Origin of the sequence: Clostridium perfringens ATCC 13124 (assembly GCF_000013285.1) — a bacterium.
GTDB classification, from domain to species: Bacteria; Bacillota; Clostridia; order Clostridiales; family Clostridiaceae; genus Sarcina; species Sarcina perfringens.
In genome coordinates, this window is the sequence record NC_008261.1 from 1,358,605 (window position 1) to 1,383,935 (window position 25,331).

Below are 25,331 nucleotides of genomic sequence, written 5' to 3' on the forward strand. Positions count from 1 at the left end.
GTAAATATTTTGGGAAATATAATTTCTATAAGAAATTTAAACAAAAATTATGGTAAGAAAAATATTATTGATAATTTAAGTATGAATCTAAAAAAAGGCGATATATATGGTTTAGTTGGGAAAAATGGTGCTGGTAAAACAACTTTAATAAGAATTATTTTATCCTTAGCTAACTATGACTCAGGAGAAATAGAACTTTTTGGTGAAATTGATGAAAAGAAAAAGCTTTATGAGCATAAGAAAATAGGCAATATAATAGAAACTCCATCATTTTATTCTTTTCTTACAGCAAAGCAAAATCTTGAATATTATAGAATTCAAAGAGGAATAGTAGGAGAAAAATCTATTGATGAAATCTTAGAAATGGTTGGACTTGGAGATGTGGGAAATAAAAAGTTCAAAAAGTTTTCACTAGGTATGAAGCAAAGATTAGGATTAGCCTTGGCACTTTTAGGAGAACCAGAATTACTTATTTTAGATGAGCCTACTAATGGAATGGATCCTATGGGAATTAAAGAAGTAAGAGAAGTATTAATTAATTTAAATAAGAAAAATGGAGTTACAATATTAGTATCAAGTCATATTTTAGGAGAGTTATCACAACTTGCAAATTGTTATGGCTTTTTAAAGGATGGGAAAATAATAGAAGAGATTTCATCAGAGGAACTTAATGAGAAATGTAGGAATCATTTGCTTATTAAAGTTGACGATTGTAAAAAGGCTGCAGTAATATTGGAAAAGGTTTTAGATAATAACTCATATGAAGTTTTACCTGATAGATTTATTAAGATTTATAATAAGTTAGATGAACCTCAATTAATAAACAGAGCGTTAGTAGAAAGTGGAGTTGAAGTTTATTCTTTAGAAAGAGTAGGAGTTAATTTAGAAGATTACTTTGTAGATTTAATTGGAGGTGAATATAATGCTTAATTTAATAAAAGCAGAACTTTATAAGATAGCAAGAAGACCTTTATATATTACAATTTGTATAATATTTAATTTACTTATAATTTTAGCCGGAATAGCTATGCATTATGCTTTCTTAGAAAATTCTAGAATACCTGATTTCTCAGCATTAGTTTTTATAACAATTAACTTTATGGGAGCTATTCCATGGATAATGCTTATGTTTATAGATATAGTTTTAGAAGAATATAAAGAAAATACTCTTAAAAATTTAATTTCTTCAAGTATATCAAGGGAAAAAGTGTATTTAAGTAAATATATAGTTCAGGTAATTATATTTTTAGTTATTGAAATAACAGCAGTATTAACTATGATAGGAACTTCTTATGCCTTAGGATTAGTTGGTCCTAATGGATTTTCAGATTTTATGGAAGTAATATTAAGATTACTAATAGCTTTCCCAATATATATTAGTGCATTAGCTATATATGATTTTATTACCATAATAACTAAAAAGGAAGGGTTAGCAGTTGTAGTTATCTTAGGTATTGTTTCTGGAGTACCAATGATATTTTCTATATTATCAAGTATATATGAAGGAATTTTCACTTTAATTTATCCTTATTTATTATTTAATCCTTTAAAGAGTTTAGTCAGTGAAGTTTTAACTACAAAAATAATAGGAACTAATATTATAGTAGGAATAATAAATACAGTAGTATTTTTAATTTTAGGAATTTTAGTAATAAGAAAACAAGAAGTTAAATAAAGGAGGAGGTATATTGGAAGGATTTATAATAGGATTGTCTTTGACAATCCTTATTGTGCTTTTAATAATATTTATTTTAAAAACTAAAGAAATAAATAGATTAACCTTGGAGTTAAAAAAGTTAAATAGTGAGGGGAAAATAGAAAAATTAAGATTATCACTTCCAAATAAAAATATTGAAAATTTAATAGTAGAGATAAATACATTAATAGATGATAAAAGAAAAATGGAGAATATTTATAAGGAAAAGGATATGGAGTTAAGAGAAGCCATTGCAAATATGTCTCATGATTTAAGAACTCCTTTAACTTCTATAATGGGATATGTTTATTTATTAAATGATGATAAATTAGATAAAGAGGAAAGAAAAGAATATTTAAAAATAATAGAAAAAAGATCTTTAGTTTTAAATGATTTAATAACTAATTTTTATGGACTATCTAGAATACAAGCAGATCAGTATGAAATTAAACTTGAACCTGTTAATTTAGAATTAGTCTTGGGTGAAATTATTGCGGCTTTTTATGAAACCTTAGATTATAAATTTGGAGAACCAGAAATTAATATTGAAGAGGGCTTAGGACCTGTATTAGGTGATAAACAGGCTTTAAATAGAATATTTACTAATTTAATTGAAAATATCATAAAGCATGGTGAAGGGGAAGTAAAAATATCCTTAAAGAAGAAAAATAAATACATAGTAATGGAGTTTTCTAATAAAGCAGAAGAATTAGAACCTAAGGATGTAAATAGAATCTTTGAAAAGTTCTTTACTAAGGATAGAATGAGAACAGGGCAAAATACTGGCTTAGGGCTAGCCATAGTTAAACTATTAGTAGAAAAGCAAGGACAAAAGATAGAGGCTAAAAAGGTTGGAAATAGGCTTGTTATAAATATAATATGGAGTTTAGAAAGTTAAAAGGATTTAGACTTTTGAAAGAATAGAAAAATTAATTTTTAGAAGTATAAAATAAGCAATTTGAAATTAAATTGCTTATTTTTTTATTTTAATAAATATAATTCTAAAGTTTTTCGTAAACTTTTAGTCCTTCTCTTATTTCATTAAGTGCTTTAATTCTTAGATCAACTTTTTTATTTATATGCTTTAAAAATGCGGATTCTAAGGTTCTCTTTTCTGTATATGATAGCTTATCCCAAATTATTTTAGGAAAAAGATCTTTTATTATGAATGTTTCTCCAGAATTTATATAACTTAATAGATTAACTGCTTGTGGTAATATTGAATTCATAAGAAAACCTCCTTAAAACGTAAATTAAACTACTAAGTATAATATATGCTTAAAATTTTTTATTAAGAACTTTAGAAGTGATTTTAAGTTAAATAAAAGATTATAAAGCAATTGACCTTAAGTAAAAAATATTAAGGTGAGTTAAATTATTATGTAGTTTTGCTCACCTTTTTTAGTGTATAATACTTATATATTTTTTAAAATTAAATTATTAAAAGTAGAATTTAATTTCAGTTAATCATAAAGAATAAGATATAAATTTTTGGAGATATTTTCAAAATAAAATTTGGAGGCAACAAATGAGTAATAAAAAGGTAATAGTAGTTGGGGGAGGCCCAGCAGGAATAATGGCATCTTTAACAGCATCAGCTAATAATGAGGTTGTGCTTATAGAGAGAAATAATGAGATCGGTAAAAAGCTTAGACTTACTGGTGGCGGAAGATGTAATATAACTAACAATAGAGAAATAGAAGAGTTTTTTGATAAGATAGTTACAAATAACAAGTTTATGTATAGTGCATTATATACATTTTCAAACTATCAACTTTTAGACTTTTTAAGTAAAAAGGGCTTAGAGTATAAGGTTGAATTAGATCAAAAAGTATATACTAAAAGCGATACAGCAGAAGAAGTAATAAGCATATTTAAAAATGAATTAAATGATTGTAGAGTAAAAGTTTTATACAATACTAAGGTATGTGATTTTATAGTTGAGGAAGATGAAATAAAAGGAATAATAACAGAGCAAGGTAAAAAGATTTTAGGTGATAAAATAATAATAACTACAGGTGGAAAGAGTTTTCCTAATACAGGGTCAGATGGAGAAATGTACGGTATATTAGAGAAATATGGACATACAATAACTCCTATTCATGCAGCCTTAATTCCTCTTGTTACTAAAGAAGACTTCGTTAAAAATCTTCAAGGAGTAGCTATGAAAGATGTGGTTGTTTCAGCTAAAATAAAAAAGAAAAAGTATGAGAAATTTGGAGATATGATATTTACTCACTTTGGAGTATCTGGTCCTGCAATACTAAAATTATCTTCTTATATAACTAAGGCTTTAGATCAAGGAGAGGTTGAGCTAAGCTTAGACTTTTTAAGTGATAAATCCAAGGAGGAATTATCACAGATAATAAGAAGCAATCCTAATAAAACTGTATTAAATAATTTAAAAGGAACATTACCACAAAACTTTTTAAAACAGATATTTGAAATGCTAGGATTAACAGAGATTAAGGCTAGTGATTTGAAAAAAGAAGATGAAAATAAAATAATTTCATATATTAAAGAGATGAAACTTACTGTAAGAGAAACTTTAACTATAAAGGCAGCTCAGGTAACTTCTGGTGGCGTTAAGGTTAAAGAAATAAATGCCTCTACTATGGAATCAAAGATTATAAAAAATCTTTATTTTGCAGGAGAAGTTATAGATATAGATGCAGAAACTGGTGGATATAATCTTCAAATGGCATTTTCAACAGGATACTTAGCAGGAAGTGATTTTTAAATTCTTTAATTAAAATTGTCAAAGTAAAAACTTACAAAGGATATGAGGATTCATCTACTAATTCTCAAAATCTCTTTGTAAGTTTTTTATATTTTAAAGGTGGAATTAGTTAATTTTTATATAATTTTAAAAAATTTTCAGTATTTTTGTATTAAAAAAATTTTTATAGGATAAATTAAAAAGGTATTAAAATACATTAAAAGGAGAGATTTAATTATGCTATATGATTTTAAAGTTAAGGATATTGAAGGAAATGAGGTTTCTTTAGGGGAGTATAAAGGAAAGGTTCTTTTAATAGTTAATACTGCAACAGGATGTGGATTTACTCCTCAATATGAAGGATTAGAAGTGCTTTATAAAAAATACCATGATAAAGGGTTTGAAATATTAGATTTTCCATGTAACCAGTTCTTTGAGCAAGCACCAGGAAGTAATGAAGAAATAGTTGGATTTTGTAAGTTAAATTATGGAACTACATTTAAGACCTTTGCAAAAGTAGAGGTTAATGGAGAGAATGCTTGTGAATTATACAAATTTTTAAAGAAAGAAGCTCCAATGGCAAAGGAAGATGAAACATCTTTAGGATTTTATGATAAATTAAAAGGCTTAGGATTTACTACAGAAGGAGAAGAAATAAAGTGGAATTTCACTAAGTTTTTAATAGATAAAAATGGTGAAGTTGTTGCTAGATTTGCACCTACATTTGAACCTGAAAAGTTAGATGAATTAATAGAAGAATTATTAGAAGAATAATATATTTTTTAAGAAATAGGCTTATGATTAGATTGTTAATACTAATCATAAGCCTTTTAATATTTTATTTAATATTTATTAACTTAATATTCATCATAGAGTAATTAATTTGTTATTAAGTCGAATTCTAATAAAGATATACTTAATTGTGATAATTTGTAAAATTTCATAGTAGAAAAGTAAATATGAAATGTTAAAGTAGGGGGAAGAATGATAATTCAATGCAAAGATATAAAGAAAACATTTAAGGTTGGAGATACTTCTGTTGAAATTCTAAAGGGAATAAGTTTAGAAATTAATAAGGGGGAATTTACTGCAGTTATAGGAGAGTCAGGATCAGGAAAATCTACATTTTTAAATATTTTAGGAGGTATAATGCCTTGTGATGAAGGAGAAATAGTAATAAATGAACATCATATTGAAGGCTTAAATGAAAATGAATTAGCTTTATTTAGAAGAAAAAATATGGGGTTTATATTTCAAAGTTATAATTTAATGCCTCAACTTACAGCTTTAGAAAATGTAGAGATGCCACTAATTTTTTCAGGAGTTTCTAAAAAGGAAAGAATAGAAAGAGCAAAATTAATGCTAGAAAAGGTTGGATTAGCTGATAGGATGAATCATAAACCATCAGAATTATCAGGGGGACAACAACAAAGAGTATCTATAGCAAGAGCTTTAATAAATAATCCAAGTGTAATACTAGCTGATGAGCCTACGGGGAATTTAGATAGTAAGACTACCATAGAAATTTTAGATTTATTAAAGGATTTAAATAAAAATTTTAATACAACTTTTGTTGTGGTAACTCATTCACAAGTGGTTTATGAATACGCAGATAGAGTTATAAAAATGGAAGATGGTCTTCTTTGCTAATAAAATAATTAAAATTAATATTTATATAAATTAGGTGAATTTAGGGGGAGAAATTATGAAAAAAAGAAATTTGGGTTTAGTTTTAGCTTTAACTACAATATTGACGACTGTATCAGTTCCACAAAAAGCATTAGGTTTTACAGATAAGGTTTCTAATGCACTATCTGAAATTCAAAATCAAAGTGATAACAGTGAAAATAATAATTCAAGTGGGGGAGAGCAATTAAATACTCAAATAAGCAATATTCAATCAAAGGATTTAATAATAAGTTCAGTATCAATAGATGAAGAAGTTATAGAGCCAGGAATACCATTTACATTAACCTTTAAAGTTGAAAATATAAGTGGAAGTAGTCTATATGGAGTTTCTCTTAAAATTGTAAATGTTGAGGGAAAAGGAACACTAGATGGATTCATGCCAGTTGGGACAACAAATGAAATATATGTAGGAAGCATTGCACGTAATGATATTAAATATGTTAGCGTGACTTTAGCAAGTGATCCTAATATAAAAGCTGGTGTACACAATTTTGTTACTAGCCTTATGTTTAATGAAAAAGGAAAAGAGCAAGAAGAAATAACAAAAGTTATAGGGGTAATGATTCAGAACACTCCAAGTTTAAGTATAAGTGGAGTTACTCCAACTGAAAGTACTATTAGTGCTGCCTTAAGGAATGATAGTAAAACAAAAATAAAAAATGTAAATGCTAAGGTTACTATAGGCACTGAGGTCATGGAACAAAATATAGGAACTATTGATGTAGAAGGGGAGGAATATATGGATGTAGCAATAACTCCTTCTGAAGAAGAAAGAAATGCTTCCATTGAAGTTACTTATGAAGATGCTACAGGTAAGAAATATAATTCAACAAGTTCATGTATTATACCAGCTATGATGCCTGTGGAAGAGACAGTACCAAAAAAGAATAAATTAGGGTTAATATCATTAATAAAGAGTTTATTCGGATTTTAGGTGAGAATTTATGAAGTTTAATGATTTGTTATCCATAATATGGAGAAATATGTGGAAAAGAAAAACAAGAACAATTTTTACTATGATGGGAGTAATAATTGGGTGTCTTGCAATTTTTATAATAATTTCAATAACAAATGGTTTTGAAAGATACTTAACCTATGAAATGGAAAGTTTAATGGATACTTCAGTAATAAGTATTTATCCTAATTGGAAATCAGAAACTGAAGATAATAAAGATAGTACCACCAAAACTAAGTTAACAGATAAAAATGTTGAAGAGTTGAATAAATTAGGATATTTCTCAGAAGTTATTCCTAAGAGGTATGCTCATACTCAAATAAAATATGGGAAAAATCAGACTTATGCAAGAATATTAGCTAATGATAAGGCTAATTTAATTTCTGAAAGTTCTCTTTTAGCTGGAAAAGTACCTAAAAATAGAAGCAAAGAATTATTACTTGGTTATGATGTAGCTAAGGAACTTTTAGGATACTCTTGGGAAGATAAGGTTAAAGATGATTCTGAATTTCAAAAACTTATTGGAAAAAGAGTAAAGTTAGGAGGAGAAGATTTTGGTTCTGATGACAAAGGAAATCCTCTTAAAAGCAAACAAATAACTTGTAATATTGTTGGGATTTTATCAAGTGGAAATGGTCAGAAAAATTATGAAATACAAGGTTCGCGTAAACTTGTTGAAGATATAATAAAGGGAGCGCCATTAGTAGATGAAGAGTTTTTAAAAGAACAACTTACTACATATGAAGGAATAGATGTTAGGGTAGATGATAAAGAAATGTTAGAATCTTATGAGGGAACATTAAGAAATATGGGATACCAAACAAGTTCTTTTAAAGAGTTTGAAAAACAAACAAGGTCAATGTTACTAGGTGTCAATATAATCCTTGGTTCCTTAGCAGGAATTTCACTTTTAGTAGCTGCTTTAGGAATAACTAATACTATGGATATGGCTATTTATGAGAGAAATAGGGAGATTGGAGTAATTAAAGTAATTGGTGGAAGTGTAAGGGATGTCATAAAAATATTTGTTGGTGAAGCTTGTGCAATTTCTATTACAGGTGGATTTATTTCAATAATACTTGGAGTACTAGCAACTTTAGGAATAAATTCTGTTGCAAAATCAATTACTGAAAATATGATGGGACAACCTATAGAGAAAATATCAGTTCCGAGTTTTTCATTGATTTTAGGAATTCTTGTTTTTTGTTTAGTTATAGGTTTTATTGCAGGGATATTTCCTGCTAGAAAGGCGGCTAAAACTGATGTAATAACTGCAATAAGATAAAGAAAATAATTTTTTATAAAATAACCGCACATCTTTAATATTTTGATGTGCGGTTTATAATTTAAAGTTAACTAATTATTTAGTCAATTTTTTATTAATCAGATACTCTAACTATTTGAACCCAAGATCCTATTCCTGAATTTATTCCTGTAGATTCTCCTAAGATAGCTGGAGTTACAGAAATTGGTGAAGATATTATTTGTGATAAAACGTTTCTTGTAGAATTATTAACTAAAGCAAATACATCACCAGCATTAGCATTTACGGCAATACTTCCATTTACTACGCCTATTTCACCAGGAGCTACTCTAGGAGTTCCAGATAAAAATACTCTAGAACCATTTCTAAATAAAGATACTATAGCGCTAGCTGTGGTATTATTTGTGTTATCTAAATTAAATGACCACATAAATAAATATCTTCCAGGTTCATTTATTGTAAATGTTCCGTTTGCTATATTGGCAGTTATTGCTGTAAAAGTTGAGCCATTAGGATTTTGGATATTATAAGTGAATATACCATTAGCATTAACATTTTGAGAAGTTAATGAGGAATAACTAACTAATAAGGTATCATCAAAATCCACTCCAGGTTCACCTTGAGGACCTTGAGGACCAACAGGGCCTTGAGGACCAGCAGGACCTTGATTACCTTGAGGACCCTGTGGGCCAGTAGGACCGGTAGCACCTTGAGGACCTTGAGGGCCTTGTGGACCTTGAGCTCCTTGAGGACCAACAGGACCTTGATCTCCTTGAGCACCAGTAGGACCTTCAGGACCTTGAGGGCCAGTAGCACCTTGAGGACCAGTAGGACCTTCAGGGCCTTGAGAACCAGCAGGTCCTTGAGGACCAGTAAGACCTTGCTCACCCTGAGGACCTTGAGGGCCTATAGGACCAACAGGACCTTGATCACCTTGTGGACCTTGTTCGCCTTGAGGACCAGCAGGGCCTTGAGGGCCAGTAAGACCTTGATCACCTTGTGGACCTTGAGGTCCAATAGGCCCCATAGGGCCCATAGGACCTATTGGACCACGCTCACCTTGACATCCCATAGGACCTCTTGGTCCTTGAGGACCCCTAGGACCTTGAGGTCCTCTTGGACCCCTTGGTCCAGGTTTACAACAATCGCAACAATTGCAATTTATCTCTAAATAGCAATCATCTTTACAATAACAGTCTTCCTTGCAATAATAATCATCTTGACAATACTCATCATCATAGCAATTATATCTATCGTAACAATTATATCTATTGTAATCATCATAATATCTATTAGGATTATAAATTTTTCTTATCATAACAAAACTCCTTGTATACTATTAAAATCAATTTTATAATATCAGTTTATGAAATTTTTATTATGTTGTTCCAAAATATTTTATATAAAAAGTAAAAGCACTCAAAATAGAGTGCTTTTACTTATAAAACTTAATATATTTATTCCTAAAATATCAGATAAAATTAAGACTATGTTATATATAATGAGAAGGAAATTAAATATTTTTAGTATTTTATTTATTATCTTTTCAGTTTTTGATCCAGTTTTAATTTTGGCTATTTTAAAGTTAGTTTTCCAAGGATAGAAAAGTTCTATTCCTTCTGAAGTTAAAAAATCTAAAGTTAAGTGGGATATATATCCAGCTATAAATCCTATTGAAATTATTAATAATATTATGTTGAAGTTACTAACATTTAAAATAATATATAAGGTTAATACTATTAAAGATAGACATAGTAAACTATGAGTAAATCCACGATGTCTACATTTACTACCTATATGCTTTGAAAGAAAAGGATACATTTGACTAATTGAAGATTTTCTTTGATCTATATCAGGAAATAGAGATCCTATATAAGAAAAATGAAAAAATAATGCTATTAATAAAATTTTATAAGCTATATCATATGGAAATAAGAACAGGCTTAAAATTGTATTTAGCATTATTAAAGAAATGCATACGCCTCCAGTTGAATGAGTTTCTTTTGTCATAAAATCTCCTTTAAAAATAATTATCATTAGTTTATATTAAAAATATTATCATAATATTCATTTTACATAAAGAAGAAAAAAATAAAAATCCTAAAAATAGAGTGGACAGTTCTATTTCTAGGATCAATAGTTATGGTGGTAATTTTATGTAAGGTTTTTTACTAAATTAAAGTAAAATCATTAATAAGTAATTATTTATTTTTAATTACAATTATGGAATATGCAATTGAAAATATTGATATTAAAGCAAGTATGGGACTTATAATACTTGAAACAACTTCTAAAGATGTAAAATAAGATACTCTTTGTTCAATATATAAAGCTATGCTATTTTTAAGTATTAAGGGAGAAAAAAGAGTTATTAATGTAATTAAAATTGCACTTGTTAAAATCCTTTTTGTATGTTTCAAAAAAATCACCCCTTGCTTAATAAAAATAAATATTTACTTAAGAAATATTACAAGTGTATTCTAACAATAATTTAAAGATGATGGAATAGTTTGTGCGTAACTGGTCAAAAAACAGGTAAAAGTGGGCAAAGTATGTAAAATGTAATCTTTAATTTTGAAAAATTTATTATAATTAACTTGCGAGAATTTTAATTTGAATTGGAGGTTTTATTGTGAATAAATTATTAAAATGGGCTACTGAGATAGATTCTATTGCTCAAGCAGGATTAACTTACTCTAAAGATGTGTATGATATAGATAGATTTAATCAATTAAAGAATATTGCAGCTGATATTATTAGTGAAAGTACTAATTTAGAATTACATAAAGTTAAGGAAGTTTTATTTGAAGAAAGAGGATATTTAACCCCTAAGGTTGATGTAAGGGCTGCTATAATAAAAGAAAATAAAATTTTATTGGTAAAAGAAAAATTAGATGGCACTTGGAGTTTGCCAGGAGGATGGGCTGATATAAACTTATCAGTATCTGAAAACATAAAAAAAGAAGCATATGAGGAAGCGGGGGCAAAGGTTAAACCTAAAAGTATAATTGCAATTTTAGATAGAAATAAACATAATAAACCTTTAATGGTTCAAAGTATTTATAAAATTTTTATTCTTTGTGATCTTTTAGATGTTAATTTTAATGATAATATTGAGACTGAGACATGTGGATTTTTTGAACTAAATAATCTTCCAAAGTTATCTTTGACTAGAAATACAAAAGAACAAATACAGATGTGTTTTGAAGCATATAATAACCCAAGCTTTAAGCCTAAATTTGATTAAATTTTATTATATTAAAAGCCATAATATTTAAGTTCAAAATTAAAAATTTAAATATTATGGCTTTTAGATTTTAGTTAAATAAGAAAGAAGATATTTAGAAGCCGCGTTTTTTTGCTTCTATTCCACTTTCATTTATTCCTGGCTCTTCTATACTTGTGTTAATATGATTTTTAGCCCATTGATTTTGAGTTTTATGGCCATTAGCTAAGTAATTTTCTTTAGAATATTCTTTTTTGTTTTTACTTTTCATAAAATCAACTCCCTATATGTTTATATTATTAGTATGTAAAAAATTTTAAAAATTATATTGTAAATTAGAGCCATATTTGTATGATATAATTCATATTAAATATAATTTTTGTTTTAGGAGATACAAGTATGAAAGTTTGGGAAATAGAGTTACCTAAAATTCCTTTAGAATTAAATAATGTAGATGATGTAGCAGAAGAAATTTTGAAAGAAGAAAAACTAGAGGAAGTTATAATAGAAAATGTAATTATAGAAAATTTAGAAGAGAGTTCAATAAAGCTTGATTCATGTATATTTAAAAATGTTATATTTATAAACTGCAATTTTAATAGAATAGATATGACAGATGTAAAATTTGAAAAGTGTGATTTATCTAATTGCGAATTCTTTGATGGTGGGTTTTATAGAGTAGAGTTTAAAGGCTGTAAAATCATAGGAAGTAGATTTGATGAATCATCATTAAACAATATTTCTTTTAAAGATTGTTTAGGAAAATATATTAATTTATCTTTTAGTAATTTAAAAGAGGTGGAATTTAAAGATTGTGATTTAACAGGAGCTGTTATTCAAGAAGCTAACTTAAAAAAAGTGAATTTTCAAAATGTGAATTTAAAAGAGTCTATATTTAGAGGAACAAATATTAAGGATATTGATTTTAGAACTTGTAATATAGAAGACATAGATTTAAACATGGAAAACTTAAAAGGTGGAATTTTTACAGCTTATCAAGCTTTAGAATTAAGTAAATTTTTAGATATAATAATAAAATAGATAGAGCTAGACAGATAAAATGTAATTATCTACTTACCTTTATCGGAGAGTATTTGCCTATATACTTATATCATTAAATCATTACTAAAAACTGATATTATAAATCGAATTTATATTGACAATATAATAAAAAAGTAATATCTTAATTTTATAATTAATTGTATAAAATTTAATGTAGCATATTTAAAGGATTAAAGGGAGCTATTATGGATAAATATAATATTTTAAAGTTAGAAAACCAACTTTGTTTTAGATTATATGCTTCTTCAAGAGAAGTTATAAAGAAATATAAACCTATTTTAGATCAATATAATTTAACTTATACACAATATTTAACAATGCTTGTTTTGTGGGAAAATGAAAGAATAACAGTTAAAGGGATTGGTGAAAAATTGCATCTTGATTCTGGAACTTTAACACCTCTTATAAAAAAGTTAGAAAAGATGAATCTTGTAACAAAATATAGATCAAAAGAGGATGACAGAGTTGTAATAGTTGAATTAACAGATGAGGGAAGAAATTTAAAAGATGATATGATAGATGTGCCAAGAAAGGCTTTTTGTTCTTTAGGAATAGAAAAAGAGCAAATATTAGAACTTAAGAAAAATTTAGACTCATTACTAGAAATATTAAAATAAAAAGCATGTATATAAGCATATATATATGCTTTTTTTATATTAAATATGGATAAATTTACGTGTTATATAGTAAATTTTATTTTTTAGTTAAGACAAGAGCAAAAAATAAATAGAAGTATACATAAAGTCTTTAAGATTAATTCTTAAAGACTTTTTTTATAAAATTTTAAGAAGAAAATCTTTATACAATCTTAATACTAACAAATAAAACTCTAACGCCATCTTAATACGCTTTTAAATATAATAATTTAAGAAAGGGGAGAGAAATATGGATTTAATTTTAATCATCACTGGATTAACATTTTTAATACTATTTATTTACCTTTGGTATATATTGCTTAGGGGGGAGAGAAATGAGTAATGCAATTTTACAGTATTCTTTATACTTAATAATTTTAGTTCTATTAGCAATTCCGTTAGGAAAATATATCGGAAAAGTTATGAATGAAGAAAAGGTATTTTTATCAAAATTAATATTACCTTGTGAAAATTTTATATATAAGGTTCTAGGAATCAATGAAGAGGATATGGATTGGAAAAAATATTCATTTTCAGTTTTAGCATTTAGTGCTGTAGGATTTATATTTTTATTTGCTTTGAATTTGTTACAAGGAGTATTACCATTGAATCCTGAAGGAATAAGTGGAAGTTCATGGGATTTGAGTTTTAATACAACAGCAAGTTTTATTACAAATACAAATTGGCAGGCTTATTCTGGTGAAAGTCAATTAAGTTATTTAACTCAGATGCTTGGATTAACAGTTCAAAACTTTTTATCAGCAGGAGTTGGTATTGCTGTTTTGTTTGCTTTAATAAGAGGATTTACAAGGGTAAACAAAAGTGGATTAGGAAACTTTTGGAGGGATTTAACAAGGATTGTTCTTTATTTATTAGTTCCTCTTTCAATAGTTCTTTCAATACTATTAGTTTCGCAGGGAACAGTACAAAATTTTAAACCTTATGAAGAGGTAGCTTTACTAGAGGAAATTGTTTTAGATGATGGAAATAGAGTTACTAGTCAAATAGTACCTCAAGGACCAGCAGCAAGCCAGGTAGCTATAAAACAATTAGGAACTAATGGAGGAGGTTTCTTCGGGGTAAACTCAGCTCATCCTTTAGAAAATCCAACAGCTTTTTCAAATTTATTAGAAATGTTATCTATACTTTTGATTCCAGCGGCTCTTTGTTTTACCTTTGGTAGAAATATAAAGGATAAAAGACAAGGGAGAGCTATATTTATAGCTATGTTTACTTTGCTTATTATTGCATTATGCATAATCGGAGTAAGTGAAGCTAATGGAACACCACAATTAGCTCAAAATGGAGATGTAAACTTAGGATATATAGATCAGAGTGGTGGAAATATGGAAGGTAAGGAAAGTAGATTTGGAGTAGTTGGTTCTAGTACCTGGGCAGCTTTTACTACAGCAGCATCAAATGGTTCTGTAAACTCTATGCATGATAGTTTTACTCCAATAGGTGGAATGGTTACAATGCTTTTAATGCAGCTTGGAGAAGTTGTGTTTGGAGGTGTTGGGTGTGGTCTTTACGGAATGATAGCATTTGCAATAATAACTGTGTTCATAGCAGGGCTTATGGTTGGAAGAACTCCAGAATATTTAGGTAAAAAAATAGAGCCTTATGAGATGAAAATGGCAATGCTTATATGTTTAGCAACTCCTATTTCTATTCTTATAGGAAGCGCTTTAGCATCTATTAATCCAGAAATACTAAATAGTTTAACTAATTCAGGAGCCCATGGCTTTTCAGAAATTTTATATGCTTATTCTTCAGCAGGAGGAAATAATGGATCAGCCTTTGCAGGCTTAGGAGCTAATACTGTATTCATAAATGTAAGTATAGGATTAATCATGTTATTTGTTAGATTTGTACCTATGATTGCAACACTTGCCATTGCAGGTTCCTTAGTGAAAAAGAAAAAAGTTGCAACTAGTGTAGGAACATTGCCAACACATAATTTATTATTCATAGGATTACTAATTTTTGTAGTTTTATTAGTAGGTGCTTTAAGCTTTTTCCCAGCACTTGCTTTAGGTCCTATCGCTGAGTTTTTACAGATGATTGCTTAAGGAGGAGAAAAGTATGAAGGAGAAAGAAAATTCTTTATTTAATAGTAAAATGATTAAAAGAGCTATGAAAGATTCTTTTATAAAATTGAATCCAAAGATTCAATTACAGAATCCAGTAATGTTTATAGTATATATAGCTTCTATATTAACCACAGTTTTATATGTTTTTTCACTATTTGGAATAAAAGATAACTCACCATCTTTTATATTATTTATTTCAATTTTACTTTGGTTTACTGTTTTATTTGCTAATTTTGCTGAAGCTATTGCAGAAGGTAGAGGAAAAGCACAAGCTGATGCTTTGCGCTCTGCTAAGAAAGATATTTTGGCTAACAGAATAGAGTCCATAGAGACAAAGGAAAAGGTTAGTAAGGTTAATTCAACAGAGCTAAGAAAAGGAGATTTAATAATAGTTAAGGCCGGTGAACAAATACCTGCTGATGGTGATGTGGTCTATGGAGCTGCATCAGTAGATGAGAGTGCAATAACAGGAGAATCAGCTCCTGTTATAAGAGAAAGTGGAGGGGATAGAAGTGCCGTAACTGGAGGAACTCAAGTTATATCAGACTATATAGTAGTTAAGGTAAGTAATAACCCTGGAGAAAGTTTTATGGATAAAATGATAGCTATGGTAGAAGGAGCCTCTAGAAAGAAAACTCCAAATGAAATAGCTCTTCAAATACTATTAGTTTCTCTTACAATAATATTTTTAGTTGTTACAGCCTCATTATATGCTTATTCAGAATTTGCTTCTAATCAGAATGGAGTTATAAATAGCACTTCAGTGACATCATTATTAGCTTTATTAGTTTGTCTTGCACCTACAACAATAGGAGCCTTATTATCTGCCATTGGTATAGCAGGAATGAGTAGATTAAACCAAGCTAATGTTCTAGCTATGAGTGGAAGAGCCATAGAAGCTGCAGGAGATGTTGATATTTTAATGTTAGACAAAACTGGAACAATTACCTTAGGAAATAGACAGGCTAGTGAATTTTTACCTGTTGATGGGGCTAATATAGAAGAACTTGCAGATGCTGCCCAATTATCATCTTTAGCAGATGAAACTCCAGAAGGAAGAAGTATAGTTATTTTAGCAAAAGAACAGTTTGGAATTAGAGGAAGAGATTTAAGTTCTTCAAATGCTAAGTTTATTGAATTTACTGCTAAAACAAGAATGAGTGGTGTTGATTTTAATGGAGATGAAATAAGAAAAGGATCAGCAGAATCTATTAAAAAATATATAACTGAACATGGTGGGGATTTTTCTGATGAATGTGAGAAAAAAGTTGAAGAAATTGCTAGGAAAGGAGGAACTCCCTTAGTAGTAGCTAAAAATTATAAAGTTTTAGGAATAATATATTTAAAAGATATAGTAAAAAGAGGTGTTAAAGAAAAATTTTCTGATTTAAGAAAAATGGGAATAAAGACAATAATGATAACTGGAGATAATCCACTTACTGCAGCAGCAATTGCAGCAGAGGCTGGGGTTGATGACTTTTTAGCGGAAGCAACTCCAGAAGGTAAATTAAACATGATAAAAGACTTTCAAAAGAAGGGGCATTTAGTAGCCATGACTGGAGATGGAACTAATGATGCGCCAGCCCTAGCACAGGCAGACGTAGCTGTAGCAATGAACACAGGAACACAAGCGGCTAAAGAGGCTGGAAATATGGTAGATTTAGATTCATCGCCAACTAAATTAATAGAGATAGTAAAAATAGGGAAACAACTTCTTATGACTAGAGGTGCACTTACAACTTTTAGCATAGCTAATGATATAGCAAAATATTTTGCCATAATTCCTCCACTTTTTATAGGGTTATTTCCTGAATTATCAAGGTTAAATATAATGAATCTTCAAAGTCCAGAAAGTGCAATATTATCTGCAGTTATATATAATGCCTTTATAATAATATTTTTAATTCCTTTAGCTCTTAAGGGCGTTAAATACAGAGAGGTCTCAGCAAATAAGTTATTATCAAGAAACTTATTTGTATATGGATTAGGAGGTATTATAGCTCCATTTATAGCTATAAAAGGTATAGATATTTTAATAACAATGTTAGGAATAGTTTAGAGAGGAAGATTAATATGAAAATTATCAGGAAGTCTATTTTAGCTGTTTTGGTTTTTACAATATTATGTGGAATAATTTATCCAGTATCAACGACTGTGTTAGCACAAGTTTTATTTAAAGAAGAGGCAAATGGAAGCATTATAGAAGTAGATGGTAAAAAATATGGAAGTGAGTTATTAGGTCAACAATTTACAGATAATAAATATTTGTGGGGAAGGATTATGAATATAAATGTAGAAATGTTTAAGGATAGCAATGGAAAACCATTAATGTATTCATCTCCATCAAATTTAAGTCCAGCAAGTGAAGAATATGAAAAGTTAGTAAAAGAGAGGGTAGAGAGAATAAGAAGTTACAATAAAGGTAAGGAAGAAGAACCTATTCCTGTAGATTTGGTAACTTCATCAGGTAGTGGATTAGATCCACATATATCTGTTGCAGCAGCAAAATATCAAGTAGATAGAATTGCTAAGGAGAGAAATTTAAGTGTAGATTATGTTAATGAAATAATAGATAAATATACTACGGGAAGATTTTTAGGTATTTTTGGAGAAAAAACAGTTAATGTTTTAAAAGTTAATCTTGCTTTAGATGGTATATTACGAGAATAGGAGGATTATAAATGAGGGAAACTCGTCCTAATCCACAGGAAATATTAAAAGAAATAAATAAGAATGAAAAAGATAGTAAAAGAGGAAAACTTAAAATTTTCTTTGGATATGCTGCTGGGGTTGGGAAAACATATGCAATGTTAGAAGCGGCACATTCAGCAATTGCTATGGGACTAGATGTTGTAGTTGGATATATTGAGCCTCATACAAGACCAGAAACCCTAGCACTTTTAGAAGGATTAGAATTATTACCTAATTTAGAAGTAGCATATAGAGGATTGGTATTAAGGGAATTTAATTTAGATTTAGCTTTAAGTAGAAAACCAGATTTAATCATTGTGGACGAGTTAGCTCATACCAATGTTAAGGGACTTAGACATGAAAAGAGATATAGTGATATAGAGGAATTATTAGATGCTGGCATAGATGTTTATACTACTCTTAATGTTCAACACATAGAGAGTTTAAATGATGTAGTGGCATCTATAACTAATATAGTTGTTAAAGAGAGAATACCTGATAGAATATTTAAAAATGCTTTTCAAATTGAATTAATAGATGTAGATCCATCTGTCTTGATTGAAAGATTAAATAGTGGAAAAATATATGTTAAAAATCAAGCAAAAAAGGCATTAAAAAACTTTTTTATAAGAGAAAACTTAGTTGCTTTGAGAGAGTTAGCCTTAAGAGAGACTGCTAATAGTGTAAATAAAGAGGTTATGATAAATAAAAATGAAAATTTTTATCATACTAATGAGCATATATTGGTATGTTTAAGTTCTTCCCCTTCAAATAGTAAAGTAATTAGAACATCAGCAAGAATGGCAGAAGCCTTTCATGGAAAGTTTACTGCTTTATTTGTTGAAACAACTTCATCAAGAGAATTAAAAGAAGGAAATATTGAAAGGTTAAGAGAACATGTTAAATTAGCAAAAGATTTAGGGGCTAAAATAGAAACAGTTTATGGAGATGATGTTGCATATCAAGTTTCAGAGTTTTCTAAGATTAGTTCAGTTTCAAAAGTTATAATAGGGAGAACAAAGAAGAAAAGACATCTATGGTCAAGATTTGGTATTGTAGACAGATTAATAGAATTAGCTCCAGAGCTAGACGTTTATATAATACCAGATGAAGAAGAAAATGTAGAAGATATAAATAAAATTTGCTTAAATAAAGAAAAAATAACAATTAAAGATTCTTTAAAAACTTTGGGGATTTTAATTATTACAATTATTATAAGCTTATTCTTTGAAAATTTAGGTTTTAGTGAAGCTAATATAATAATAGTATTTATTTTAGGTGTTTTAATTATAGCAAAGGAGACTTATGGAAGAATATATGGAGTTATATCTTCCTTATTTAGTGTTTTACTTTTCAACTTTTTCTTCACGGAACCTAAATTTACTTTTAATGCTTATGATTCAAGCTATATATTTACGTTTTTTATAATGCTTGTATCAGCTTTAATAACTAGTACTCTTACAAATAAAGTTAAAGTACAGGCTAATAAATCAGCAATAACAGCATATAGAACAAATATTTTATTAGAATCTAGTAGTGAGCTTGGAAGATGTTCAGATTTAGAAGAAATTATTTTAAAGTCTCAAGAGCAAGTTAGTAGATTAGTAAAAAAACCTGTAGTAGTTTATAAGGCGAAGAATAGTCAAATTGAAAATATATATAATTATAAATTCAAAGATGGAAGTGAATTAAGTGATAAATATATTAACTTAGACGAACAGGGAGTAGTACTTTGGGTTATCAATAATAGAAAATATGCTGGAAAGGGTACAGAAACATTGCCTGGAGCTAAAGCTATGTATATTCCTGTATTAGGACAAGAGGATATAGGCATAGTAATAGGGATAATTTTAGAAGAAGGAGAGGAATTAGAGGAAGGAGAAAAATCCTTACTAATTGCAATGATAAATCAAGTATCTTTTGTCATAGATAATTATATTTTAGAAGAAGCAAAGAAGCAGGCTTTAATGCAAGCTGAGAATGAAAAATTTAAAGCAAATTTATTAAGGGCTGTTTCTCATGATTTAAGAACACCCTTAACAAGTATATCTGGAAGTGCAAGTTTGCTTTTAAATAATAATTTTGACGAAGAAACTAAAAGAAAGTTAACATTAGATATATATGATGATTCAATTTGGTTAATAAACTTAGTTGAAAATTTACTTTCTGTTTCAAGAATAGATAATGGAAATATAAATTTAAATAGAGAAGCTCAATTAGTAGAAGAAATTATTTTAGAGGCTTTGCAACATGTTAATAGAAATGCCTGTGACTATAATATAGAAATTGATTTGAAAGATGAATTGTTAATGGTTAATGCTGATGTAAGACTTATAATACAAGTAATAATAAATATTGTTGATAATGCAATAAAGTATACAGAAAAAGGATCAAATATAAAAATAAGTGCCTTTTCAAAAGGAGATAATGTAATAATTGAGATAGCAGATAATGGTGTAGGAATTAGTAAAGAAGATAAGGAACATATATTTGATATGTTTTTTACATCTAAGAAAAATATTAGTGATAGTAGAAGAGGATTAGGGTTAGGATTAGCATTGTGCAAATCAATTATAAATGTACATGAAGGAGAAATATATGTTAGAGATAATAAACCTAGGGGAACTATAATTGGCTTTAGTTTGCAGAGATTTGAGGTGAATAATAATGAAACCAGCAATTTTAGTTATTGAAGATGAAAAAGCCATAAGAAATTTTGTAACAGCTACATTAGAAATAAATTCATACAAGTGTCATACGGCTTTTAATGGTTCACAAGGAATGATTTTAGCAATATCAAAAAGACCAGATATTATAATACTAGATTTGGGACTACCTGATATGGATGGCATAGAAATAATTAAAAAAGTAAGAGAATGGTCAAATTGTCCAATAATTGTAGTTAGTGCAAGAAGTGAAGATAGAGATAAAATTGAAGCTTTAGATTTAGGAGCTGATGATTATTTGACTAAACCATTTAGTGTAGATGAGTTAATGGCTAGAATAAGAGTTGCTATAAGAAAAATGAACTATGATAGAAATAATACACAGGAAATACAAGAGTTTGTAAATGGAGACTTAAAAATTGATTATACTTCAGGATGTGTATTTTTAAATGAAGAAGAGATACATTTAACTCCAATTGAATATAAATTACTATGTTTACTTTCTAAAAATGTTGGAAGAGTTCTTACTCACAATTATATATTAAAAGAAATTTGGTCTAGCACTTGTGAAAGTGATATTCCTTCATTACGAGTTTTTATGGCAACTTTAAGAAAAAAATTAAGCAAAAAGGCTATGGATACAAATTATATACAAACCCATATAGGGGTTGGATATAGGCTACTTAGAATTCAAGATAAGGATAGTGAACTTTAATATGAGTATTATAATTTCAAAGTGTTTAATAGATGATTTAATAGAACAAATTGAGTTTATAATGAAAAAGGTAGAGGGATTAAAAGAGAGTACCTATATAAAAGAATCTCTAAAGAAAGCAAGAAAGTATATTTGCTCTAGAGAATATGATAAGGCTGAATTATTATTAAAAAATGCTTTAATAATTAATAGTAGTTCAGCAGAAATAGAAAACTTACTTGGAGTAATTGAAGAAAAAAGAGGAAATGTTTTGTTAGCACAAAGATATTATAGGGCAGCATTAGCCTTTGAACCTTGTTATTTACCTGCTGATAACAATTTAAAGAGAACTGTTTTTTATAATAGTGGTATATCAAAATTTGATTTGGGATAAATGAGTTAAGAGAGATCTCCTATATATTAAATTAGTTATTTAATATATAGGAGATTAATTATTGGAAGTTTGTTAATAAAACTAATTTTAAGTATTATAATAATTTTTATATAGCATATTTATTGATAGATTAAAAAATGAAAATGTTTAAAAATAGTATAGAGATAGTTGTTTTATTTTTAACAAAATACTTTTGGTATGATAAAATTAATCTGAAATTTTTAAACAAAGGATGTCATAATATGAAATATAAAAGATATTTTATATCACTTGTACTTATTTTAGCTATGGTAAGTATTGCAGAAATTACAGGGGAAAGAGAGATAATATTTCCAGAGGTGGCCGCTTTAGTTGTGGGATCTTGGGTTTTAGAAAAGCAACCTTGGAAGGTTAGCAAAGTAGGATTAGTAGGTCTTATGACACTATGTTCTATAGTAGGGGTATTTATTGTAAGATATGTTAACTTAGGGTTAACTATGGAAGTTTTAATAGGATTAGTTTTTACTGGGCTTATATTAAAGCTATCAAAAACAACTCTTGTGCCAATTATTTCAGCTTGTATTTTACCTATTGTACTTAGAACTGAGACTTGGGTTTATCCAATATCAGTATTTATACTTACTATACTTATAGTTTCAATTAAGTATTTTATAGAAGATTATGGAGTAAGTGAAGAGGTAAGAGAAGAATTTAAAGAAGAAATTGCTAAACTTGAAAGAAATACTTCACTTAGAAAAAAAGAATTTATTAGATTATTTAAGATATTTATTACTGTGGGTATTTTAACATATTTTTCTGTTAAATTTAATATTACTTTATTAATAGCACCACCTTTAATAGTTGCTTTTATAGAACTTACAAATGAGCATTGTAAATTTAGGCAGCGTTCAAAAAGTTTATTATTCTTGTTTATTGTTGTAGCTATTTTAGGATTTATATTTAGAATTGGATTTAACGAATATTTAGGACTGCCTTTATGGCTTTGTACTATTTTCCTATTAATTAGTTTATTTATATGTCTTGAAATATTTAATATGTACTTTCCACCAGTTGCAGCAATTGCTGTTTTGCCAATGCTATTAACTAGTAAACAAGTAATGTTTTATCCATTTCAAATTGCTATAGGATGCTTTATATTTATAACTATTGCTATGATTTTTTTTAGAGAAGAAAAATGTATTGTTGACACTTTTAAGAATTAAAATAAATTTATTAAAAAAATAATTGGTCATAGAAATTTATGACCAATTACTTTTTTAGAGATTTTTATTATTATAGTTAACTATAAAGTATAGTCCTTCTAGCTTATTTAGAATCATCATCATGAACTTCTATATCTATTACTCCTATTGTTTCACTTGTAACTTCTTCTTCAGCTTTTTCTATTTTTTCAAGTTCTGTATCAATTTTATTATCAATATTTGAAATTTGTTTTTTTAGTACATTGTTTTCATATCTTCTATATATTAACCATGCTAAGAATCCAAATATAATAGGACCAGAAATTTGGAAGATTACAGCAACATAATCTTTATTTTCTGAAGTAAGAGGTTGTATTATTGTAAATATATTAGCAAAACCAACTGTTAATGTTACTATGATAGACCAAACTAAAGCGCTCTTATAATTTTTATATACTTCAAAAGGTTTTACAATTTCTTTTTTCTTCTTGAAGAATGAAAAAGCAAAGGATAAAAACATATAAGGTAATGTCATGGCTACATTCCCCATAAGTATTAAATAGTTAAAGAATTTAGATGAATCTTCGCCACCCATTGAGCAACATAAAACAAATATAATTACTGTTATACATTGAATCCACATAGCTGTAGCTGGCATATTTTCTTTGTTTAATCTTGTCCATTTTTCAGGCCAAATATCCTTAGGAGTACCTTCTATTAATTGTTTTAAAGGAGAGTAGCTTAAAGCGAAGAATGCACCTATAAGTGCTAAAAACATTGAAAGTCCTATAAATCTAGCAAAGAAGTTACCTAACATTGTACAAGCATTAGCACTTAAGCCAATTGCTTCTCCTATGTAATAACCAAGATAATTTACTACAATATATGCTATATTTGCCATATTTACATCAGGACCAGTTAAGTCTCTATTCCAATTAACAAAGAAACCAATACATAAAATTCCTATTGCATAACCAATAACAATTACAAAGGCAGAAATTTTTATTCCTTTAGGGAAATTCTTTTTAGGATTTTCAGTTTGGTCAACTAATCCACCAACTACTTCTATTCCACCATAAGCAAATATTGCAAATACAACGAAGCCAAGTACGCCTAAAGGGGATTGATATGCAGGGTTTGGAGAATGTATGAACTGTTCAATATTAAAACCTTGAGCTGATTCAAAACCATTGCTTGCTAGTACGAAAAAACCACCAAGAATTAAAACTACATTAGCTAAGGCAACAACTGTTCCTCCTATGGATGTAATTTTTGAAATTTTATTTAATCCTTTAGAAGAAATAAATGTTATTGTTATTAGTAATATTATAGCTAGCACAGCCATTGCACGAGGGCCTGTTAAACCAAATATATTCCAAGTGGAAGTTGTGTCTTTACCAAAAAATACATTAGATAAAGGAATCCATATAGATGATGATACAGATACCATCCATATTAGATTTGAAGAAAACCACATAAAGGTTACTATAAAAGCAAACTTAGGGTTTACTGATTTAGCCATCCAAGAATATATTCCTCCCTTTTCTTTTCTAAAGGCAGCACCATATTCAGCCATCATAAAAGCATAAGGAATAAAAAATAAAATAGCTGACATTATATACCATATGATTCCGCTATAACCCATTAAATAAAAGGTTCTTGGCATATTAGTAAAGCCATAAACAGATGTAAAGATCATAAGGATTAAGGCTGTTAGGGTTAATTTACTTTTTTCTTTTGATTCCATATAAAATCACCTCTCATATATACTTTTAAAGCCTTATTTTTCTTAAGTATACAAATAATACACATTAAATTAAAGTAAAGTATGTTAATAAATTAATGGTTTGTTAATAAAAAGAAGGAGAAAATATCTGTAAAAGAATATATTTTTATAAAATAAGTAAATTTTAAATGGTTTTCATATAAAAGTAATAAATTTACCAAAATTTATAAAATTAATTAAAGTGTATAATTTTGAGTTTAATTTATATTATTTACTATTAAAGTAGGGGTTAATGTAATAGATATTAAATAATATATAAAAATTATTTTAAATAAATAGAAATTTGAGATTTAATTATAATAAACTGACAATTTAAGATTTGTAATCATATAATTTATATATATGTAATTTTTAGGTGATTTAATGTCATTAAAAAATCAAAGATATTTATGGATTTTAGGAGTAGTATATTTTTTTATAGTAACTATAGTTTTTCTTATAGAAGGTTCATATTTGGGGTGGCTTAGCATAATAAATTCTTTTCTATTAGGTATTACTGTTTTTAAGGTGAAGAAAAATTTAAAAGATACATAGGTATTTTTTAGAGTAAACTATCTTATTAGAAAATATAATTTCATAA

25 protein-coding genes are annotated in these 25,331 nt (G+C 28.0%); 19 read left to right on the plus strand and 6 right to left on the minus strand.

The window, feature by feature from the left end; translation table 11 throughout:
- Nucleotides 1-9 precede the first annotated feature (9 nt).
- Genes CPF_RS05850 through CPF_RS05860 form a run of 3 tightly spaced genes read left to right on the plus strand, consistent with a single transcriptional unit; the run spans nucleotide 10 to nucleotide 2,594 of the window.
- Nucleotides 10-930: an ATP-binding cassette domain-containing protein gene (locus tag CPF_RS05850; protein WP_003456219.1), complete on the plus strand. Its 921-nt coding sequence runs from the start codon at nucleotides 10-12 to the stop codon at nucleotides 928-930.
- The gene (locus CPF_RS05855; RefSeq protein ID WP_011590607.1) at nucleotides 923-1,675 is read left to right on the plus strand and encodes an ABC transporter permease; all 753 of its coding nucleotides are present in this window, start codon (nucleotides 923-925) and stop codon (nucleotides 1,673-1,675) included. The genes CPF_RS05850 and CPF_RS05855 overlap by 8 nt, the downstream gene beginning before the upstream one ends.
- 13 nt (nucleotides 1,676-1,688) lie before the next feature.
- A complete protein-coding gene (locus tag CPF_RS05860; RefSeq protein ID WP_003456262.1) occupies nucleotides 1,689-2,594 on the plus strand; it encodes a sensor histidine kinase in 906 nt (301 codons plus the stop codon).
- A gap of 103 nt (nucleotides 2,595-2,697) precedes the next feature.
- Here the strand turns inward: CPF_RS05860 and CPF_RS05865 are convergent, their stop codons facing one another.
- Entirely contained in the window at nucleotides 2,698-2,925 is a 228-nt protein-coding gene (locus CPF_RS05865) for a single-stranded DNA-binding protein (RefSeq protein WP_003450420.1), read from the minus strand.
- A gap of 299 nt (nucleotides 2,926-3,224) precedes the next feature.
- On the opposite strand from CPF_RS05865, the gene CPF_RS05870 reads away from it, so the two are divergent.
- The 5 genes from CPF_RS05870 to CPF_RS05890 all read left to right on the plus strand — a co-directional run bounded on the left by CPF_RS05870 (nucleotide 3,225) and on the right by CPF_RS05890 (nucleotide 8,344).
- The gene (locus tag CPF_RS05870) at nucleotides 3,225-4,436 is read left to right on the plus strand and encodes an NAD(P)/FAD-dependent oxidoreductase (protein ID WP_003456357.1); all 1,212 of its coding nucleotides are present in this window, start codon (nucleotides 3,225-3,227) and stop codon (nucleotides 4,434-4,436) included.
- Between the two features lie 216 nt (nucleotides 4,437-4,652).
- The gene (locus tag CPF_RS05875) at nucleotides 4,653-5,189 is read left to right on the plus strand and encodes a glutathione peroxidase (protein ID WP_003456157.1); all 537 of its coding nucleotides are present in this window, start codon (nucleotides 4,653-4,655) and stop codon (nucleotides 5,187-5,189) included.
- A 210-nt stretch (nucleotides 5,190-5,399) separates the two neighbouring features.
- On the plus strand, nucleotides 5,400-6,065 hold the full coding sequence (locus CPF_RS05880) for an ABC transporter ATP-binding protein (protein ID WP_003456309.1): 666 nt from the start codon (nucleotides 5,400-5,402) through the stop codon (nucleotides 6,063-6,065).
- Nucleotides 6,066-6,120: 55 nt separating this feature from the next.
- Nucleotides 6,121-7,038, plus strand: coding sequence for a hypothetical protein (locus CPF_RS05885; protein WP_003456383.1), 918 nt, complete (start codon nucleotides 6,121-6,123; stop codon nucleotides 7,036-7,038).
- Nucleotides 7,039-7,048: 10 nt separating this feature from the next.
- A complete protein-coding gene (locus CPF_RS05890) occupies nucleotides 7,049-8,344 on the plus strand; it encodes an ABC transporter permease (RefSeq protein ID WP_003468551.1) in 1,296 nt (431 codons plus the stop codon).
- 94 nt (nucleotides 8,345-8,438) lie between these two features.
- On the opposite strand, the gene CPF_RS05895 is transcribed toward CPF_RS05890, so the two are convergent.
- The 3 genes from CPF_RS05895 to CPF_RS05905 form a co-directional block, all read right to left on the minus strand.
- Complete coding sequence (locus tag CPF_RS05895) at nucleotides 8,439-9,641, minus strand: collagen-like protein (protein WP_011590608.1); 1,203 nt, start codon at nucleotides 9,639-9,641, stop codon at nucleotides 8,439-8,441.
- Between the two features lie 101 nt (nucleotides 9,642-9,742).
- On the minus strand, nucleotides 9,743-10,333 hold the full coding sequence (locus CPF_RS05900; protein ID WP_003456331.1) for a metal-dependent hydrolase: 591 nt from the start codon (nucleotides 10,331-10,333) through the stop codon (nucleotides 9,743-9,745).
- Between the two features lie 191 nt (nucleotides 10,334-10,524).
- On the minus strand, nucleotides 10,525-10,752 hold the full coding sequence (locus CPF_RS05905) for a hypothetical protein (RefSeq protein WP_011590609.1): 228 nt from the start codon (nucleotides 10,750-10,752) through the stop codon (nucleotides 10,525-10,527).
- 203 nt (nucleotides 10,753-10,955) lie between these two features.
- On the opposite strand from CPF_RS05905, the gene CPF_RS05910 reads away from it, so the two are divergent.
- A complete protein-coding gene (locus CPF_RS05910) occupies nucleotides 10,956-11,570 on the plus strand; it encodes an NUDIX hydrolase N-terminal domain-containing protein (protein ID WP_003456298.1) in 615 nt (204 codons plus the stop codon).
- 94 nt (nucleotides 11,571-11,664) lie between these two features.
- On the opposite strand, the gene CPF_RS14970 is transcribed toward CPF_RS05910, so the two are convergent.
- Nucleotides 11,665-11,820, minus strand: a complete 156-nt coding sequence (locus CPF_RS14970; RefSeq protein WP_003456266.1) for a hypothetical protein — start codon at nucleotides 11,818-11,820, stop codon at nucleotides 11,665-11,667.
- A gap of 128 nt (nucleotides 11,821-11,948) precedes the next feature.
- On the opposite strand from CPF_RS14970, the gene CPF_RS05915 reads away from it, so the two are divergent.
- From CPF_RS05915 to CPF_RS05955, 9 genes are all read left to right on the plus strand, one after another.
- A complete protein-coding gene (locus CPF_RS05915; RefSeq protein ID WP_003456145.1) occupies nucleotides 11,949-12,590 on the plus strand; it encodes a pentapeptide repeat-containing protein in 642 nt (213 codons plus the stop codon).
- 206 nt (nucleotides 12,591-12,796) lie between these two features.
- Nucleotides 12,797-13,228 carry a MarR family winged helix-turn-helix transcriptional regulator gene (locus CPF_RS05920; protein ID WP_003456274.1) on the plus strand — a complete coding sequence of 144 codons (432 nt, stop codon included), beginning with the start codon at nucleotides 12,797-12,799 and terminating at the stop codon, nucleotides 13,226-13,228.
- A gap of 353 nt (nucleotides 13,229-13,581) precedes the next feature.
- The gene (kdpA, locus tag CPF_RS05925) at nucleotides 13,582-15,318 is read left to right on the plus strand and encodes a potassium-transporting ATPase subunit KdpA (protein WP_003456394.1); all 1,737 of its coding nucleotides are present in this window, start codon (nucleotides 13,582-13,584) and stop codon (nucleotides 15,316-15,318) included.
- 13 nt (nucleotides 15,319-15,331) lie between these two features.
- A complete protein-coding gene (gene kdpB / locus CPF_RS05930; RefSeq protein WP_003456252.1) occupies nucleotides 15,332-17,398 on the plus strand; it encodes a potassium-transporting ATPase subunit KdpB in 2,067 nt (688 codons plus the stop codon).
- A gap of 14 nt (nucleotides 17,399-17,412) precedes the next feature.
- Nucleotides 17,413-18,009, plus strand: a complete 597-nt coding sequence (kdpC, locus tag CPF_RS05935; protein WP_003456358.1) for a potassium-transporting ATPase subunit KdpC — start codon at nucleotides 17,413-17,415, stop codon at nucleotides 18,007-18,009.
- Between the two features lie 11 nt (nucleotides 18,010-18,020).
- The gene (locus CPF_RS05940) at nucleotides 18,021-20,723 is read left to right on the plus strand and encodes a sensor histidine kinase (RefSeq protein ID WP_003456245.1); all 2,703 of its coding nucleotides are present in this window, start codon (nucleotides 18,021-18,023) and stop codon (nucleotides 20,721-20,723) included.
- The gene (locus tag CPF_RS05945) at nucleotides 20,698-21,411 is read left to right on the plus strand and encodes a response regulator (protein WP_003456175.1); all 714 of its coding nucleotides are present in this window, start codon (nucleotides 20,698-20,700) and stop codon (nucleotides 21,409-21,411) included. The genes CPF_RS05940 and CPF_RS05945 overlap by 26 nt, the downstream gene beginning before the upstream one ends.
- 1 nt (nucleotide 21,412) lies before the next feature.
- Nucleotides 21,413-21,784, plus strand: coding sequence for a hypothetical protein (locus tag CPF_RS05950; RefSeq protein WP_003456405.1), 372 nt, complete (start codon nucleotides 21,413-21,415; stop codon nucleotides 21,782-21,784).
- A gap of 242 nt (nucleotides 21,785-22,026) precedes the next feature.
- Nucleotides 22,027-22,986, plus strand: a complete 960-nt coding sequence (locus tag CPF_RS05955) for a hypothetical protein (protein ID WP_003456130.1) — start codon at nucleotides 22,027-22,029, stop codon at nucleotides 22,984-22,986.
- A 103-nt stretch (nucleotides 22,987-23,089) separates the two neighbouring features.
- Here the strand turns inward: CPF_RS05955 and yjeM are convergent, their stop codons facing one another.
- Complete coding sequence (gene yjeM / locus CPF_RS05960; protein WP_003456313.1) at nucleotides 23,090-24,712, minus strand: glutamate/gamma-aminobutyrate family transporter YjeM; 1,623 nt, start codon at nucleotides 24,710-24,712, stop codon at nucleotides 23,090-23,092.
- Between the two features lie 402 nt (nucleotides 24,713-25,114).
- Between yjeM and CPF_RS14975 the strand changes: the two genes are divergently transcribed.
- Complete coding sequence (locus CPF_RS14975) at nucleotides 25,115-25,285, plus strand: hypothetical protein (protein ID WP_003450391.1); 171 nt, start codon at nucleotides 25,115-25,117, stop codon at nucleotides 25,283-25,285.
- Nucleotides 25,286-25,331 lie beyond the last annotated feature (46 nt).